The following is a 16445-nucleotide window of genomic DNA, read 5'->3' on the forward strand; positions in this document are numbered from 1 at the left end:
ATGGAAGCGGACAGCTTGCTCCGGGAGGTTGGCGTTTCCCGGGATGTTATGGAGAAAGTCCGGAAATTCCGTCAGGGGAACCGGGTCGATGAGGGACTCAAAAATCGAATGCCGAAACCGGAATATATTTATTACGGCGAAAAGGTATGGCACCAGGCGTTGGCGGCGCTGCTCGCGGGCAGCAACCTGCTCTTAACCGGGCCCAAGGCAACGGGGAAAAATGTGTTGGCCGAATGTCTGGCCTTTGTCATGGGAAGGCCGGAATGGAACGTGAGCTTTCATGTCAATGTGGATGCGGCTTACCTGATCGGGACCGATACGTACGACGGGTCTCAGGTTGTTTTCCGGCCGGGACCGATTTATGCCTGTGCCCGAGGCGGCGGCTTTGGCATATTGGATGAAGTGAACATGGCGAAAAACGAGGCGCTGGCGGTTTTGCATGCGACCCTCGATTACCGCCGCGTCATCGACGTGCCGGGGTATCAGAAGATCGACGTTTCCGAAGCGACGCGGTTTATCGGCACGATGAATAATGGCTACGCGGGGACGCGGGACCTGAACGAGGCCCTCGTGTCGCGGTTTGCCGTGATAGAGATGCCGGTTATTGCAGCCTTGGATCTGAAAAAACTGATTGAAACAGCCCATCCCGATATTCAGTCCGAGATCTGTGAGCAGCTGGTCACTTTGTTTTATGAACTGCAGAAAAAAGCGGCGCAGGCGGAAATTTCGGAGCGAGCGGTGGATCTCCGGGGCATTCTGGAGAGTCTGCAATTGATCCGAAACGGCCTGACCATGGGAGAGGCGCTGGAAATGTGTGTCGTGAACAAAAGCTTTGATCTCTATGAGCGTGCGTTGATCGCAGATGTTATTCGCGCGCGGATGCCATCGGAGCTCACGCCGGCGCTGGTGTTTAACGGTTGAAAAATAATGAATCGGTATGACAGCCCGCAGCAGAGAAGAGCCCTGAACATCATATGGAGTGCGGCGGGACAATATGATCTGGATCCGCCGTTTATGGCGCTGGGTGAAGACGATGCGGTGGATTTTTATCTTAATATCGTGATCGGATTATCGCTGAAATGGTTGGATCCTGAAGAGATGGCATTGTTTTTTGCCTCTTATCAGCATGCTGCGAAGGCGGCGGCCTACGATACGCTGGTGTGGCTGACGTTAGAAAACTGGCTCTATTATCAGGAGCGGACGCAGCGCCCTGTGCTCGCGTCGCTGCGAAAAGAGCACGCGCTGGGTTTTATGCAGGCGCGGGATGAGCGCCGAATGGCATATCGCGAACAGAATAATACGAAGGGCTTTGAACAGGTGGCTTATCGATGGGCGTCGGTGCTCGCTATCAAACCGCCGCGGCTTTCGCCGAAAGCCGGGAAATTGGCGGCCATGCTGGCATATCGGCAAAAAGATGCGTCGACGCAGGCGGTTATCAGCCATTTGAAGGACGTTTTGATGGCGGGGTTTCATTTTTCGGATTTTAATCTGGAGATACAGCGGGGGCGCGACGTGTCGGGGCCGCTGAAAGATTTTCTCGACAGGGTGCTGCATCGGGAAAGTCACCATCAAGATTCGCTTTTGACAAGAAACGATTTGTTTTTTTCGGATGCGGACAAAGCCGGAGGCAGGCGCTTCGGGGACCGGCACGAATCGGAGCGGAATGCGGGCGATGCGGCGTATATCCAGGCGTGCTTCGGGCCGTGCATTTATTCCAAGGGCGCGATGAAAATTCTGGAAAATGATTTGTGCACGGAAGATCACGCCTATTGTCGGCTGTGGATTGCGAAGGTGAAATCGCCGCCGGCGCATTTGAAGCTGAAGGAAGCTACTTTGGTGAATCAGCAGATGCGCCGGCAGGCAGCGGCGAACCATGCTTACTATCAAAGGTTTCGCCTGGCGATGGCGGCAGCAACACGAAAACTGACGGCGGCGCTCAAAACCATTCTGGCGAGTTATATGGCGCCGCTTCCGGCCGTGTCCCGCGCGGGCCGGCTGGATGCTCGAAAGGCGTATCGGCTGGAGCTGCTCGGGGACACGACGGTGTTTACCCGGCCGGGCGACGAGGTCGAGAATGCCCTGGCAGTGACCATCCTCTTGGATGCGTCGGCATCCCGGATGCCATATCAGGAACAGATCGCCGCTCAAAGCTATGTTCTGGTTAAAAGTTTGACGAATGTGCAGATTCGAACGAGAATCATGGCCTTTCATTCGCTGCGGGGCTACACGGTGCTGCAGATGCTCAAGGATTATGGCGACCGGGACCTCAACGGCATCTTTCATTACACAGCCGCCGGGTGGAATCGCGATGGTTTGGCATTGCTTGCCGCCGGCCGGCTGATAACCGGGGAAGATGACGGAACAAAACAGATTCTTCTGGTGATGACGGATGCCAATCCGGATGACAGCACCAAGATGCCTCCGGAGACGGGAAGCATTTTTGACCGCGGCTACGGCGGTTTGGAAGGCATTAAAAGCACCAAAAGCGCGGTGAAACAATTAAAAGCCAGAGGGATTCATGTGGGCGCTGTGTACACCGGGCCCAATATGTATGTGGAAAATGTCCGGGATATTTACAGCGCCGACTATGTTCGCGTCCAAAAGATATCGCAGCTGGCGGACGGGATCAGTTCCCTGCTTCAGGCGATTCTGAGAACGATGCGCGATTAGGAGGTGACGCGCGATGTTTTTCCGGCAAAAGATGACGATGATTTATCAGAAGAAGGACCGGGATACCTGGCGTCAAATCAGGAAGGCCTTAAAGCAGGAAGGAATTCGTTCGGTGCGGGCCGGCCATTATTATGCAGATCCGGTGGGCATTAACGGGATTGGCGGTATGGTCGATCCGAGAGATTTCGGCGTTGGGCATCCAATCGACAGGGATGTTTATTTTATCGAGGTGCGCGTTTGCGATGCGGAAGCGGCCCGAAGGGCGATTTTGAAACATGGCCTCGTCGCGGCTGTCGATTCCGATGTCACTAGAGACGCGCCTGCGCGCAATCGTCGGCCGTCGGAATAAAAAACAGGTGGAATGTAACGATAACGTTCATTTCGAAAAGGACGGCGATCGAGGGATCTGACTTTGATTTGTCAGCATGCTGCTAAAAGCGGGGACGGTTTTATTGTAGCCGAAATGCCGGCAAGTGCAAGGGCAATGTCGGGAAGGCTGCTGTTCCGGAAAAATTTAATGGCCGCGCCGGTTTTTTGAGGTTCGCGGCGGACGCGGATTGTGCTACAATAAAACCAAACCAAAATTTTGATGAGAACGGGAGGCAATCATGAAAATTGTTTTGTTGGAACCTTTGGGCATCGGCCAGGAAAAGCTTGACGCGCTGGGCAAGACCCTGACGGATCAGGGGCACGCCTTTACGGCCTACGATACGCTGGCGGCGGACGCGGCCGAGCAGACCGCGCGCATCGGCGACGCCGACGTGGTGATGATCGCCAATCATCCCCTGCCGGGAGCGGTGATCGACGCGGCGCCGAATCTGAAGATGATTTCCGTGGCCTTTGTGGGCATCGATCACGTGGATGTGGCCGCCTGCAAGCGCCGGGGCATTGTGATCGCGAATACCGGCGGTTATTGTGACGACGCTGTGGCAGAGCTGGCCATCGGCCTGACCCTGGCCTGTCTGCGAAATATCACCTGCTGTGATGCGGCGGTGCAGGCCGGTGCGGGTAAGGGCGACCTCGCCGGGTTTGAGCTGGCGGGTAGGACCGTCGGCATCGTGGGGACCGGGGCCATCGGCTTGCGCACGGCGGCCATCTTCAAGGCTTTTGGCTGCCGCCTCATCGGATACAGCCGCAGCGAAAAGCCTCAGGCAAAGGCCCTCGGCTTGGTTTACAAGCCGTTGATGGCAGTGATGGCCGAGGCGGATATCGTCTCAGTGCATACCCCGCTCACGCCGGATACCCGCAGCCTGATTGACGCGGATGCCATCAACGCGATGAAGCCCGGAGCGATCCTGATCAACACCGCCCGGGGGCCGGTGGTGGATACCGATGCCCTGGCGGCGGCCCTGCGGGCCGGGCGTATCCAGGCGGGCATCGACGTGTACGAGGCGGATCCGCCGCTGCCGGCCGGCCATCCGCTGCTGGGGGCGCCCAATCTGGTGTGCACCCCCCATGTGGGCTTTGACACGAAGGAATCCATCGACCGCCGGGCCGATATGGTGTTCGAAAATGTCACAGCCTGGATGGCGGGGCATCCGGTGCGCCAGATGCTCTAAAATAAAACGCGGCAAAAAACGCGATCGTCCGATAGCAGGCGGTTGCGTTTTATTTTTTGTCTGAAACCCCGCTGCAGAAGGGATTTCCCGGGCAATACCGGCATTTGGGGCGGCGATGTTTCAAAAGAGCGGGATGCCGGGGCGCGGCGGGATACGGATCAAAGTGAAAAAGATGCGAAAGAGGCACGGCGTCGGCGCGCGCGATGGTGGCCAGTCTGCGCGCCGCGGGAGCGCCGCCGATTCGGGCGGCGGGTTTCCCCATGGCGGTCAGATTGGCCACCTTTCATTATTGTTATAGTTAAAGCTTTAATAACTAACCCTCAAACCCTTTGAATACAAGGATATTTGCAAGAGTACAAGTTGAAGTTACTACCAATTTACTACTTTTGAGGAAAGAACCTTGATGTGCTGTAAAAACTCTTGCAGATAGAAACATTTTACTACAAATAGCAAAAAGCACATTGTGGGAATCAAAGCTAAATAGAGAATCGTAAAAGCGGTAATCTTTCGCTTCTGTCAAAGGAAGCATAAGATGCCGCTTTTTTCATGCCCATGTTACGAAGTAGAGGCAAATACAGGCTTGAAATACAAGACTTTTAGAGGGCGGTTTTGACAAAGTAAGGGTAATATACCTTTTTCCTCAAAAATCGCCCTTTAACTGCGTAACAAATAAAAAATGAAAGGAGTATCAGCATGGCAGTTTTCAGAGTAGAAAAAAACAAAGGCTATACCGTCATGAGCAATCACCACCTGCGAAACAAAGAACTGACCCTAAAGGCAAAGGGATTGCTCTCACAGATGCTTTCACTTCCGGAAAACTGGGACTATACCCTTGCCGGACTTTCCCATATCAACAAAGAAAGTATCGATGCTATTCGTACCGCCGTCTGGGAGCTTGAAAAGGCGGGATATATCAAAAGGTCGCAAGGCAGAGATGAGAAAGGAAAAATGACAGCCATTACCTACACCATTTATGAACAGCCGCAAAATCCGGTATTGGAAAATCCAATGCAATTAAATAAAGATATACAAAATACGGATCCATCAAAAAAAGAAGAAATAAATAAAGATGGATTAAATACCGATTCCATTCCTATCCTTTCCCCTAACCCCTCTCCTTTGAGTGAGCAGCCACTACCGGAAAAGAACGGAAAGGAAGAAAAAGACGCATACAAAATCTATGAGGAAATCATCAAGGACAATATCGAGTATGAGCACCTCATAAGTGCAAAGCGTCTTGACCGTGATCGCATCGATGAAATTCTTGACCTCATTCTTGAAACCGTATGTAGCAAAAGAAAAAGAATCTTAATTGCCGGCGATGAATACCCCGCAGAGCTTGTAAAGGCAAAATTCATGAAGCTTAACAGCGATCATATTGAATTTGTCCTTTGCTCTCCTTGCAATCTGATTGATATTGACCCCAATTTTTTGAAGCTCTGCCGTCATTTTCTTTATATCGCTGTGATCGACCTGAATGATATATCCGTCTATCGCCATTTTCCGAAGGTACGCTTCCATATTTCTTGTAGGCACCTGTTTCATTTTTTCTTCAATCAAGCTGCGTTCTTCTTCCGTCACACGAAATTTAATCTGCACATTTCTTTTTCTGTTATTCATAGGTGAATTTCCTTTCCATTTTCATAGAGGGTTTGGGACACTTCCCAAGGGTCTGCCCCAACAGGCTTTAGCCTGCAAGGGTACAAGCAAAATCTCTAACGCTGGAACTGCGAAAAATAGAGATTTTTTACGGAAAGGGTACCCCTTTCCTATGCTTGCTATTCTTCTTATTCCTTAATCTCTATAACAACGGAATTTCACTTTTTGCCAAAGAATACAATAAAAATGTATTGATTTCAAATATAACAAGTGCTATAATATAACTAAGTTATATTTGAAGAAAGGAGGATGTAAAAGTGGCTAATGGTGATTATGAAAAAACACATAAGAAGATATTGGATTGCGGCAAGAAAATTTTCAAAGAACAAGGCTTTGAAAAAGCTAATTTAAGAGCAATATGCAAATCTGCGGGTGTTACCACCGGTGCTTTTTATGGTCATTTTGAAGATAAGGAAGCTCTTTTCTCTGAATTAGTAGAGCCAATCGTGAGTCAGATACAAAGCTCTTATGCTATGTATGAAGATAAGAGTTTTGATGTTTATAAAAGAGAAAATCATATAAAGAAAGAAACTATTTCCAAGATTTTGGAATCAAAAGCACAAGGTGCTATTGAAATGGTTCTATATTTCTTTGAGCATAAAGATGTATTTGAATTACTGGTATTTGGTTCTTATGGCACAAAATTTAACAACTTTTTGGATGAGATTATTGAGAAGGAAGATAAAAATCATTTTGAAATTTTGAGCATGATATATGGAAGAGATCATGTCAATGATGTAATAACTAATAGAGGAATTCACCTAATCAACCATGCATATTTCTATGCCTTATCGGAAGTAGCAGTTCATTCTAAAAGTAAAGAAGAGGTGAAATTGAATGCAACTTTGATTTCAGAGTTCTTTAATGAGGGATGGAAAAAGATACGAGGAATATAAACAAATTTTTTTGCCCAAAACATAACTAAGTTATATTTGGGATTACAGAAGACTAAAGACAAAATCGGATATTGTTTCTGCATGAAAACAGAAATATATCATATTGAAAAATCAAGGAGGAAAACATTATGAATTTAAAAGGTATTGTTAAAATAGCAGTATTTTCTGTTATAGGATTTGTGTTGACAATGGGGTTAGGATTTCTAACAGGTTCTTTCGGAATGGTTCCAAGTTTATACTTGTCGTCCGCATTGCCAACAATTATTGTTGCACCAGTCTTTGTGATTATGTGTAAACAGGTCGGACAAAGAGGTACAGCATTTTTATACTTTCTATTGATGGGAGCTTTCTATGTCCTTATGGGAATGTGGCCGGTAATTGCTGTTTGTGCTATTGCAGGACTTTTGGCAGAACTTGTAATTGGTAAGAAGGAAAATTATGTGAATAAAAATATGAAGATTGGGGCTGCGTTTGGAGCAGGTATGTTCATATATTCCTTACATGCTATGTATTTTATGTTTGTATTTGGTTTAGAAGGACTTACAAAGCAATTCCCTAAAATGTTTACAAAGGATTATGCAACATTCCTTTATAATTTTTACACTCCTACAAACATATTGATTTGTCTATTGATTGCGGCTGTCGCATCAGCCATAGGTGCTTATTTCGGAACATATATTTACAATAAATTTTTTAGTGATAGGAAGAAGAAAAGTGTTTTGTAGAGATGAAAAAAATAATATAAACGAATACCAACTATCAGACAAAATCAACCCGCTTACTATAGTTGGGTTGATTTTACTATTTTCAGTTATTCTAACTGTTGGAGAGCAATCACAATATTTATTTTCCCTTATTTTTGTCTTAGGACTATTATTCTTATTTTCTATAAGAAAGGCATTTAGAACGATATGTTCATTGCTTATAGTATGGGGGCTTATTTATTTGCTGAAACCCCACTTAGGAAATGTTTTGGTTGGTTCTATATATACAATGCTACTTATAGTGTTGAAATTTGCTCCACTTTTCATTTTGGGAAGAGTGCTGTCTTCATATAGTTCTTCGCATCTAATTGCTGCATTTAGAAAAATTGGAATTGATGGTGGAATAGGTATAGGAATCACAGTGTTTTTTCGTTTTATTCCGGAAATTTCTATTAGGATGAAGGAAATAAACAATGGCATGAAAATTAGAGGATTTAAAGCAAGTATTTTCAAACCAATTAAAACATTTGAATTATATTTTGTTCCTCTTATGTATAAGTGCATAGATATAAGCGATACCTTAACTTGTTCAATCATATCAAAAGGTATTGAATATGATGGACAAAAAACAAGTTTTCATGAGGTGAGATTTACATTTATTGATATCGCAATGATGATCGGAGGAATGATTTTGTTGGGGGCGAGTTTATGGAAAATATTTTAGAGGCAGAAATCAAATCCTTTCATTATGGTGAGGATTTGATTTTGAAAGATTTAAAAATGTCTGTAAAGAAAGGCGAAATTATAGTCTTAACAGGTCTTTCCGGATGCGGAAAAACGACACTTTTAAGATTACTAAACGGGCTTATTCCGTCATTTTATGACGGTGATTTGGACGGCGAAATTAAGATTTTAGGGAAGGATATAACTACATATAAAAAGGGAGAGTTAGCTAAATATATTGGCAATGTATTTCAAAATCCTAAAGATCAATTTTTTTGTGATGTAGTTGAAGATGAAATTGCTTTAGTAGGTGAAAATTTAGGCTTAGACAGGGACACTCTAAAAGAAAAAGTTGAAAAAGCAATGGACTTGTTAGGAATAAACCATATTAGCAAAAAATCCATTTTTAAATTATCAGGGGGAGAAAGGCAAAAGGTAGCCATAGCTGGAACTCTTATCTATGATACGGATATTATTTTTTTTGATGAGCCATCAAGCAGTCTTGATTACGATAGTATAAAACATTTCAGTGAAATACTTATCAGATTGAAGACGATGGGAAAGACAATAATTATAGCGGAACATAGGCTTTATTATTTAAAAGAGATTTTTAGCAGATTGATTTATATAAAAGACGGTACAATATGTGATGTTTTTCCGAATGGTAGTCTTAGCAATGATAAATGTAAGGAACTTGAGTTAAGAACGCTTAATGAAAGAGAATTGATATCAGAAAAAGAACCTATTGCTGCTAAAAGCTGTATCAAAGTAAATAAAGCCTGCATTCATCAAGGTAAAAGAACTTTGATAGAAGAATTAACCTTTGAGCTTGGAGAAAGCGAAATAATGGGAGTGATTGGTTCTAATGGGATTGGAAAAAGTACCTTGGCAAAAGCATTATGCGGGTTGTCTGAAAAATATTTGGATGTCAGTTATGGACAGAAACAAAGAGAAAGGCTTAGAAATTCATATTGCGTGTTACAAGATGTAGATGCTCAGATTTTTTTAGACACCGTAGAAAATGAGTTGATATTTTGTAAAGATAAAAACTCGGAAAGTGATTTAGAAAAAATACGAGAATATCTGAAAGATACAAACCTGTGGCATAAAAAAACTAATCATCCGCAGAAACTATCTGGTGGACAAAAACAACGACTGGCAATTATTACTTCATTTTTATCCGGTCGTAAGCTGATAATTTTGGATGAACCAACATCAGGTCTTGATTATAAAAGTATGAAAATTATGTCCGATTTAACGACAGAAAAAGCAAAGGAGATTCCAATTATAATAATTACTCATGACTTAGAGCTGTTATTTAAAACCTGTCATTCCGTCTTAATGCTCGGTGATAATGGTTATAAAAAAATATCTGTAAAGGGAAATGAAGCGTTAATCATGGATTTTATGGATAAAAAAGGAAATTTATTGAAGGAGGAAAACTATGTTAAATAAGGTTTTCGAATATGCCGGTTCGCATAAAAAATCAATACACTTGGCAAGTTTTATTATGCTTATTAGTGTAATTATGGGTGTGTTACCATTTCTATTTGCATATCAGATTATCAATCCACTTGTTTTAGGTGAACAATTAGAATTTGAAAGAATTGCTATTTTACTTACAAGTATTTTAGTTTGCTTAGTGCTGCAAGCTGTCTTAGGTGGGATAGGTCTTAATGTCTCCCATAAAGCAGCATACAACACGTTGCTTGGACTTCGAACATCCTTACAGAAAAAAATGGAAAATCTTCCATTAGGTGTTGTTGAAGAAAAAGGGACAGGTACAATCAAAAAAATGTTTGTGGATGATATTGGTAGTTTAGAAGTGCTTTTAGCTCATTCACTTCCTGAAGGAATAGCGAACTTAATTGTTCCTATTATGGTTTATATTTCAATGGTTTTTATTGACTGGAGATTAGCGTTAATGTCATTAGCTTCTATTCCGATTAGCATTCTTGCAATGATGATTATGTACTCTGTAGGTATGAAACAAATGGGACCATATTATATGGCAAGCGGAAAAATGAATAATACCATTATTGAGTATGTAAACGGTATGGAAGTTGTAAAAGTATTCAATAAGCAAACGGAATCTTATGAACGCCTTTCTAAAGATATCAGTAATTACAGAGATTATGCACTCGCTTGGTATAAGACGGCATGGCCATGGATGGCGTTATACAGTGCCTTACTTCCATGCACGATTATTTTAACATTGCCTCTTGGTGGTTACTTTGTATATATGGGCTATGCAAGTCTTTCTAACTTGATATTGATATTATGTCTTTCTTTAAGTATAGGATTGCCACTGCTGAAAGCTCTTGGATTTTTACCAACTATGCCACAGTTAAATTATAAGATTTCTGCTTTAGAACAAGCCTTAAATATGGCTCCTTTAAAACAGGGAGAAAATGATTTTAAGGGAACAGGACAAATTGTTTTATATGATAATGTTACCTTTGGCTATCAGTTAAGCAAGATGGGAGAAAATGGACAGCCTGAGACCTATATTAAGAATGTTATTCATAATGTTAGTTTTACGGCAAGAGCTGGTGAAAAGACAGCGATTGTTGGCGAATCCGGTTCGGGAAAAAGTACTTTGGCTAAACTTTTAATTCATTATTATGATGTTTTAGATGGAAGCATAAGCATTGGTGGACAAGACTTACAGGATATAAGATTGGAATCACTCAACAAACAAATTTCTTATGTGGCACAAGACCAATATCTATTTAATACCTCGCTTTTAGAAAATATTCGCATTGGTAATTTAGCTGCCAGTGATGATGAGGTTATAGAAGCAGCTAAAAAAGCACAGTGCATGGAATTCTTAAATAGACTTCCGGATGGGATTTATTCTTTAGCGGGGGAAGCAGGAAAGATGCTTTCAGGAGGAGAAAGGCAAAGAATATCATTAGCGAGAGCTATTTTGAAAAATGCTCCGATTGTTGTACTTGATGAAGCAACAGCCTACGCAGATCCGGAAAATGAAGAAAAAATGGAAGCAGCTATTCGTGAACTTGTAAAAGGAAAAACCTTAATTGTTATTGCACATAAGTTGCCATCTGTTGTAGATGCAGATCAGATATTGGTTATGGATCATGGTCATTTAGTTGCGAATGGAAAGCATAAAGATTTATTAGAATCTTCAGCAGAATATCGTAAATTATGGGATGCGACACTATTTAGTAAAGCTTGGAAAATCAGCAGAAAGGAAGGTGAAATGAATGTTTAGACTAATTTCAAGAATTTTAAATTTATCAGGTAAATACAAAAACAGAATAAAGTCCGCATTTATATTTGCCTTTGTTGAATCCATATTAAGTAAAATGCCTATATTTATTGCATTTACTGTTTTGATTGGATTTTACGAAAAAACGAATACCTCCAAAACTTTTCTATATGTAGGAATAGGACTTGTTTTAGTGGTTTTATTACAAGCGGTGGTTCACTTCTTAAGCGATAAATTACAAAGTGCAGCTGGCTTTATGATTTTTGCTGATAAAAGAATGGAGCTTGGAAATCATCTTAGAAAGCTCCCTATGGGATATTTTACAGCAGGTAATTTAGGAAAAATAAATTCAGTTTTAAGCTCGGATATGGCTTTTATTGAAGAAGTTTCCATGAGTACGATTGCCAATATGATGAGCTATGTATTATCAACTCTTGTACTAACAATATTCATGTTTGTTTTAGACTACAGAATTGGATTTATTGCGGTGTTTGTAACATTGGTTGCAACACTGATTGCAAATAGCATGAATAAGATGTCTTTATCGGAAGCGGCTATTAGACAAGAACAAAGTGAAAAACTAACGGATGCAGTTTTATCATTTGCTGAGGGTATAAGTGTTATTAAAAGCTACAACCTTTTAGGAGAAAATTCTAAGTCGCTTACAGATAATTTTGTATCTTCAAAGGACACATCTATAAAATTTGAAAATAAAATAACACCATGGACAACAGGTTTAAATATCATTTATGGAATTGGTATTACATTTATTTTAGCGGTGGCTTTATATCTTAATTATCAAGGAACTTTGGGACTTCCGTATATGCTTGGGCTTATTTTGTTTGTGTTTGACTTATTCAGCCCTTTAAAAACACTTTATGGAGAAGCTACAAGGTTTACTGTAATGAACGCTGCTTTGGATCGCATTGAAGAGGTGTTAAATGAAACAGAATTACAAGATGTAGGAAAAAATCATATTTCAAAATCTGACACATCAGAACCTGAAATTTGTTTTAATCATGTTAAATTTTCTTATGGTGAAAAAGAGGTCTTACATGATATGAGTTTTGCAATGAATAAGAATACCATGACGGCTTTAGTCGGACAGTCCGGGGGAGGCAAATCTACAGTAGCAAATCTTTTGGCAAGATTTTGGGATGTAGACTCCGGTGAAATTTTGATTAGAGGGGTGAATATTAAGGATGTTTCGCTATCTGAATTGATGTCGGAAATTAGTATGGTTTTCCAGAGAGTGTATTTGTTTCAAGATACGATTTTTAACAATATTGCCATGGGGAAAGAAAATGCGACGAAAGAAGAAGTTATAGAAGCTGCAAAAAAAGCAAGATGCTATGATTTTATTATGGCACTTCCTGATGGATTTGACACAATGATTGGAGAAGGCGGAGCAACTCTATCCGGTGGTGAAAAACAAAGAATTTCTATTGCTCGCTGCATATTAAAAGATGCTCCTATTGTAATTCTTGACGAGGCAACAGCAAGTGTTGATGTGGACAATGAAAGCTATATACAGGAAGCAATCAGTGAATTGGTAAAGAATAAAACATTATTAGTTATCGCTCACAGATTAAATACCATTAGAGATGCCGACAATATTATTATAATCAAGGAAGGTAATATCGCAGAGCAGGGAAATCACGATAAACTGATGTCCTTAAATGGCATTTATAAAGGTATGGTAGAACTGCAAAATAAAAATAATGGTGTAAAAATAATGTAAAAATATATTTATAACAAATGGAGGTAAGTACTTGAAGCGTGATATTAGAGAACAATTACTAACAAAAAGACCGATAGATTTACTCTTTCGGCTATCTGTTCTGGTAGTTATTGGAATGATAGTAATTGGTTTATAAATATTGGTTAGGGAAATAATAGAACTAACAGCAAGAACCGTAGGATAGGTGATTTTATAAAATGAATTATAGAAAAGATGAAAGACAATGGCTACTCTGTCCTATCTGTAAAAATAAAACGCGGTTGCAAATCAGAAATGATACAGAGTTAAAAAACTTTCCTCTGTTCTGTCCCAAATGCAAACAGGAAACCTTAATCAATGTAAAACAATTTAATGTATCAGTCATCAAAGAGCCAGATGCAAAGACACAGAGCCGGTGATTCACAGTTTATGAAACTGTAATTACCGGCTTATTTTATTAGGGAGAAAGTTAAACACCATGCACATGTTATATAATACTGCCGTTTTCATCTAATGAATAAAGGAGCGGAAGTTCAAACTTAACCATAGCTTGTGAAACACGGCGGTATCAAAGGAGGTATCGTCGTGTTTATTTTTCGTTATCTTAAAATCTTGTTAAAGGGGATATATTCTATTTCCGGGTTTCCGCACTTTTACGGATAACCTGTCAAATCATATTCATATAGCTATCTTTTCATGTTCGATCCTGACTGTTTTATGCAGTCGGGATTTTTTGTGTCTGCAAAAACTTTTTTTCAAAACAATTCGCTTTTCTTTGGCAGTTTTCAATCCCTCGGTGTTGAGGGTTTGTGAAAGGGGAAATTCTACCCGCTTTCGCGGCTGCGAAAGGAGGTGATACTAATTTACTTCGAAAATTGTAGTATAAATATTAAAAACTCCCTATTTTGTATTTAGAAAAAACATAAATATAAAAGGCGCGCACGCGAGAAAAGCGAAAAAACAGCCGGCAGGGCAGGCGTGTCAGTCCTGATTTTTGGACACATTTCCCCGACTTGCCCTTGCACTTCGTTTTGAATGGTATATCCTAAGGACAGATGCGGCAAAACGGGGCAATAAAAAACATCCGAGGACTTCGGATGTCGGCGGCCGCACTTGAATGCTCTTCGGGTCGAATGCCAGACGCCTTTCAACTGTAGTGATTGCGGGCGCGTTTGCGGCGGCGCAGCTCTCTTTTGAGCCAGGCAAAGGTGGCGGCTTCGCCCTCGTCCCGCAGCATGATCAAAAGTCGGGACAGCTCCTCGTGGGTTTTAGGATGCAGATAAGGCGAGCCCTCGATGCCGGTGTGATAATATTGCCAGGGATGGCCGGGATCGTAGGCTGCGCCCCGGTAGATCTTGGAGGCGGCGAGCCGGTCGCAAAACATCTCGGCTACGTAGCGGTAAGGCATGCGAAAGCCCACCAGCCGGTGATCGCCGTCGAGACTCATGTCGATCCAGTATTCAAAGTGGTGCTTGTTGCGCCCCTTGTGGTGCAGCCAGGCGCGGGAGATGCCCGTTTGGTGGCGGGATTCGGCATTGGGGCTGTGGGTTCCGGTATAAAAGCGCACCCCGGTCATAAATTCGCTGGGACTGTACTTGCTCAGGTCGTGGAGAAGGCCCTGTTTGTAAAGGCCGACGCAAAAGCAGTGGCGCATCACGAGCGCCTTGTGGCGGGTAATGGTCAAAAAATGGTGCCAGCCGTTGGCAAGCGTCCGGCGAAAGCCGAGCGCCGGCGTCCGGGCCGTAGTTTCGGATGATGAAGATGATGCGTGCATGGGGAAATCCTTTCACGAAATCGATTGGCGGACCGGTTCGGCTTTGCGGCGCATGTCGGCAAACATCCAGCGAAACATGAGCGCGGAGACGATGCCGGCTGCAAGCCAGGCCGCCGGGTCACAGGCCGCGGCCACGGCAAAGCTGTGCAGCCGCATGCCGGCCGCGGCGGTGAGGCCCCGGGCGAAAAGTTCCGTCAGGCCGCACGCCAGCGGCAGCATGGCGTAGCCGCAGCCTTCCATGCCGCTGCGAAAAATAAAAATCATCGCCAGGGGGACGTAGCAGGTGATGCAGATGCGGGCGTAGGCACTCGCCCAGGGTATCATCGCCGGCAGATCCGCGCCGCCGGAGAAGAACAGCCCCATCAGTGCGCGCAGGGGGAAGACCATCAGCCCCATGGCGATCACCGAATAGATCACCTCGACGATCACCGCCAGGCGCACGCCGGCCTTAATCCGGTCGAAGCGGCCGGCGCCGCGGTTCTGCCCGCAATAGGTGGCCATGGTTTGGCCCATGGCGATCATGCCCTGCATCAGCAGGCTCTGGATCTTGGAAGCGGCTGTAAAAGCGGCGACCGCCGTGGCACCGAAGAGGTTGATGGCCGCCTGTTGAATCATGATGCCCGAATCGGTGATGGCGTATTGCAGGGCCATGGGCAGGCCCATTTTGAGCTCGAAGCGAAGCACCGCTTTCCGGGGGCGCCACTCGCCCTTTTGTGGGATCAGCCCGGGCACCCGCCGCCAGATATAAAGGGCGCAGAGCAGCGCCGAAATCCCCTGGGCAAGCACGGTGGCCCGGGCGGCGCCGGCCACGCCCATGCCGAAGCGGATGATGAACAGCAAATCCAGCCCCACATTCAGGCAGGCGGAGAAAATCAGAAAGAACAACGGCGCCCGGCTGTTGCCCACCGCCCGCAGGTAGGCTGAAAACAGGTTGTAAAACACGGTGCAGACGGTCCCGGCGCAGATGATGCGCATATAGGCCAGCGCGTCCGGGAAGATGGCGGCCGGGGTGTTCATCCAGGTGAGCACGGCCGGCACCATGGGGAGAAACAGCGCGGTGAGCAGCGCCGTGAGGCCAAGTCCCAAAAGGATCCCCCCGGAAACCGAGGCGTGCACGCCTCCGGCATCTTTCGCGCCGTAGCGTTGGGCGGTGAGTACGGTAAAGCCGGCGGTGATGCCGATGGCAAAGCCTGTCACCAAATACATAAAGCCCCCGGTGGCGCCCACGGCGGCCAGGGCGTTTTCGCCCAGGGTGCGGCCGACGATGATGGTGTCGGCCATGTTGTAAAGCCGCTGAAAAATATCGCCGATAAGCAGCGGCAGCATAAAGCGCATCAGCATCGGGAAGATGGGTCCCCGGGTCATGTCGGTCGGCATGGCGGCCTCCTCCTAATATAAAAGTGTAGTGGTTATGCTCCTCAACAGCCAGTTGAGGGTATAGTCCTCTCGTTGCTTAAGCTGTTAGAATGTAGTGGCATTGGTTTGGACGGAGTCCTCCTTGGACCTCG

14 protein-coding genes and 1 pseudogene are annotated in these 16445 nt (G+C 44.2%); 12 read left to right on the forward strand and 3 right to left on the reverse strand.

Features of this window, described 5'->3' with window-relative positions; genetic code table 11:
• From HMPREF0721_RS00690 to HMPREF0721_RS00715, 5 genes and pseudogenes are all read left to right on the forward strand, one after another.
• Positions 1-921 (forward strand): AAA family ATPase, encoded by a 921-nt coding sequence (locus HMPREF0721_RS00690; protein WP_006597576.1) that lies wholly within the window; start codon positions 1-3, stop codon positions 919-921.
• A gap of 6 nt (positions 922-927) precedes the next feature.
• Positions 928-2670, forward strand: coding sequence for a vWA domain-containing protein (locus tag HMPREF0721_RS00695; RefSeq protein ID WP_006597577.1), 1743 nt, complete (start codon positions 928-930; stop codon positions 2668-2670).
• Between the two features lie 13 nt (positions 2671-2683).
• Positions 2684-3019: a hypothetical protein gene (locus tag HMPREF0721_RS00700; RefSeq protein WP_006597578.1), complete on the forward strand. Its 336-nt coding sequence runs from the start codon at positions 2684-2686 to the stop codon at positions 3017-3019.
• A 259-nt stretch (positions 3020-3278) separates the two neighbouring features.
• The gene (locus tag HMPREF0721_RS00705) at positions 3279-4229 is read left to right on the forward strand and encodes a 2-hydroxyacid dehydrogenase (RefSeq protein WP_006597580.1); all 951 of its coding nucleotides are present in this window, start codon (positions 3279-3281) and stop codon (positions 4227-4229) included.
• A gap of 693 nt (positions 4230-4922) precedes the next feature.
• A pseudogene (locus HMPREF0721_RS00715) lies at positions 4923-5621 on the forward strand (DUF6017 domain-containing protein); the annotation flags it as partial.
• Here the strand turns inward: HMPREF0721_RS00715 and HMPREF0721_RS12650 are convergent.
• Positions 5538-5849, reverse strand: a complete 312-nt coding sequence (locus HMPREF0721_RS12650) for a plasmid mobilization protein (protein ID WP_423219052.1) — start codon at positions 5847-5849, stop codon at positions 5538-5540. The pseudogene HMPREF0721_RS00715 and the gene HMPREF0721_RS12650 overlap by 84 nt on opposite strands.
• Before the next feature lie 296 nt (positions 5850-6145).
• Here HMPREF0721_RS12650 and HMPREF0721_RS00720 point away from each other — a divergent pair, with 296 nt between their 5' ends.
• From HMPREF0721_RS00720 to HMPREF0721_RS11385, 7 genes are all read left to right on the forward strand, one after another.
• The gene (locus HMPREF0721_RS00720; protein WP_006597584.1) at positions 6146-6784 is read left to right on the forward strand and encodes a TetR/AcrR family transcriptional regulator; all 639 of its coding nucleotides are present in this window, start codon (positions 6146-6148) and stop codon (positions 6782-6784) included.
• A gap of 128 nt (positions 6785-6912) precedes the next feature.
• Complete coding sequence (locus tag HMPREF0721_RS00725; protein ID WP_006597585.1) at positions 6913-7509, forward strand: MptD family putative ECF transporter S component; 597 nt, start codon at positions 6913-6915, stop codon at positions 7507-7509.
• Positions 7499-8212, forward strand: a complete 714-nt coding sequence (locus HMPREF0721_RS00730) for an energy-coupling factor transporter transmembrane component T family protein (protein ID WP_006597586.1) — start codon at positions 7499-7501, stop codon at positions 8210-8212. Before HMPREF0721_RS00725 ends, HMPREF0721_RS00730 begins: the two co-directional genes overlap by 11 nt.
• Positions 8197-9666, forward strand: coding sequence for an ABC transporter ATP-binding protein (locus tag HMPREF0721_RS00735; RefSeq protein ID WP_006597587.1), 1470 nt, complete (start codon positions 8197-8199; stop codon positions 9664-9666). The genes HMPREF0721_RS00730 and HMPREF0721_RS00735 overlap by 16 nt, the downstream gene beginning before the upstream one ends.
• Positions 9656-11446 carry an ABC transporter ATP-binding protein gene (locus tag HMPREF0721_RS00740; protein WP_006597588.1) on the forward strand — a complete coding sequence of 597 codons (1791 nt, stop codon included), beginning with the start codon at positions 9656-9658 and terminating at the stop codon, positions 11444-11446. Before HMPREF0721_RS00735 ends, HMPREF0721_RS00740 begins: the two co-directional genes overlap by 11 nt.
• Complete coding sequence (locus HMPREF0721_RS00745) at positions 11439-13184, forward strand: ABC transporter ATP-binding protein (RefSeq protein ID WP_006597589.1); 1746 nt, start codon at positions 11439-11441, stop codon at positions 13182-13184. The genes HMPREF0721_RS00740 and HMPREF0721_RS00745 overlap by 8 nt, the downstream gene beginning before the upstream one ends.
• A 197-nt stretch (positions 13185-13381) precedes the next feature.
• Positions 13382-13582, forward strand: coding sequence for a cysteine-rich KTR domain-containing protein (locus HMPREF0721_RS11385; RefSeq protein WP_006597590.1), 201 nt, complete (start codon positions 13382-13384; stop codon positions 13580-13582).
• Positions 13583-14310: 728 nt separating this feature from the next.
• On the opposite strand, the gene HMPREF0721_RS00750 is transcribed toward HMPREF0721_RS11385, so the two are convergent.
• Together HMPREF0721_RS00750 and HMPREF0721_RS00755 are read right to left on the reverse strand one after the other, a co-directional pair.
• The gene (locus HMPREF0721_RS00750) at positions 14311-14937 is read right to left on the reverse strand and encodes a DUF5662 family protein (RefSeq protein ID WP_006597591.1); all 627 of its coding nucleotides are present in this window, start codon (positions 14935-14937) and stop codon (positions 14311-14313) included.
• Positions 14938-14949: 12 nt separating this feature from the next.
• Positions 14950-16314 (reverse strand): MATE family efflux transporter, encoded by a 1365-nt coding sequence (locus tag HMPREF0721_RS00755; protein WP_006597592.1) that lies wholly within the window; start codon positions 16312-16314, stop codon positions 14950-14952.
• Positions 16315-16445: the final 131 nt, after the last annotated feature.

It is taken from the genome of Pseudoramibacter alactolyticus ATCC 23263, from assembly GCF_000185505.1.
Lineage (GTDB): Bacteria > Bacillota > Clostridia > Eubacteriales > Eubacteriaceae > Pseudoramibacter > Pseudoramibacter alactolyticus.

What these genes read in the sequence shown, in the direction of transcription:
- HMPREF0721_RS00690 (WP_006597576.1), top strand. Translation starts at nt 1, where the DNA reads ATGGAAGCGGACAGCTTGCTCCGGGAGGTTGGCGTTTCCCGGGATGTT.
- HMPREF0721_RS00695 (WP_006597577.1), top strand. Translation starts at nt 928, where the DNA reads ATGAATCGGTATGACAGCCCGCAGCAGAGAAGAGCCCTGAACATCATA.
- HMPREF0721_RS00700 (WP_006597578.1), top strand. Translation starts at nt 2,684, where the DNA reads ATGTTTTTCCGGCAAAAGATGACGATGATTTATCAGAAGAAGGACCGG.
- HMPREF0721_RS00705 (WP_006597580.1), top strand. Translation starts at nt 3,279, where the DNA reads ATGAAAATTGTTTTGTTGGAACCTTTGGGCATCGGCCAGGAAAAGCTT.
- HMPREF0721_RS12650 (WP_423219052.1), bottom strand. Translation starts at nt 5,849, where the DNA reads ATGAATAACAGAAAAAGAAATGTGCAGATTAAATTTCGTGTGACGGAA.
- HMPREF0721_RS00725 (WP_006597585.1), top strand. Translation starts at nt 6,913, where the DNA reads ATGAATTTAAAAGGTATTGTTAAAATAGCAGTATTTTCTGTTATAGGA.
- HMPREF0721_RS00735 (WP_006597587.1), top strand. Translation starts at nt 8,197, where the DNA reads ATGGAAAATATTTTAGAGGCAGAAATCAAATCCTTTCATTATGGTGAG.
- HMPREF0721_RS00740 (WP_006597588.1), top strand. Translation starts at nt 9,656, where the DNA reads ATGTTAAATAAGGTTTTCGAATATGCCGGTTCGCATAAAAAATCAATA.
- HMPREF0721_RS00745 (WP_006597589.1), top strand. Translation starts at nt 11,439, where the DNA reads ATGTTTAGACTAATTTCAAGAATTTTAAATTTATCAGGTAAATACAAA.
- HMPREF0721_RS11385 (WP_006597590.1), top strand. Translation starts at nt 13,382, where the DNA reads ATGAATTATAGAAAAGATGAAAGACAATGGCTACTCTGTCCTATCTGT.
- HMPREF0721_RS00750 (WP_006597591.1), bottom strand. Translation starts at nt 14,937, where the DNA reads ATGCACGCATCATCTTCATCATCCGAAACTACGGCCCGGACGCCGGCG.
- HMPREF0721_RS00755 (WP_006597592.1), bottom strand. Translation starts at nt 16,314, where the DNA reads ATGCCGACCGACATGACCCGGGGACCCATCTTCCCGATGCTGATGCGC.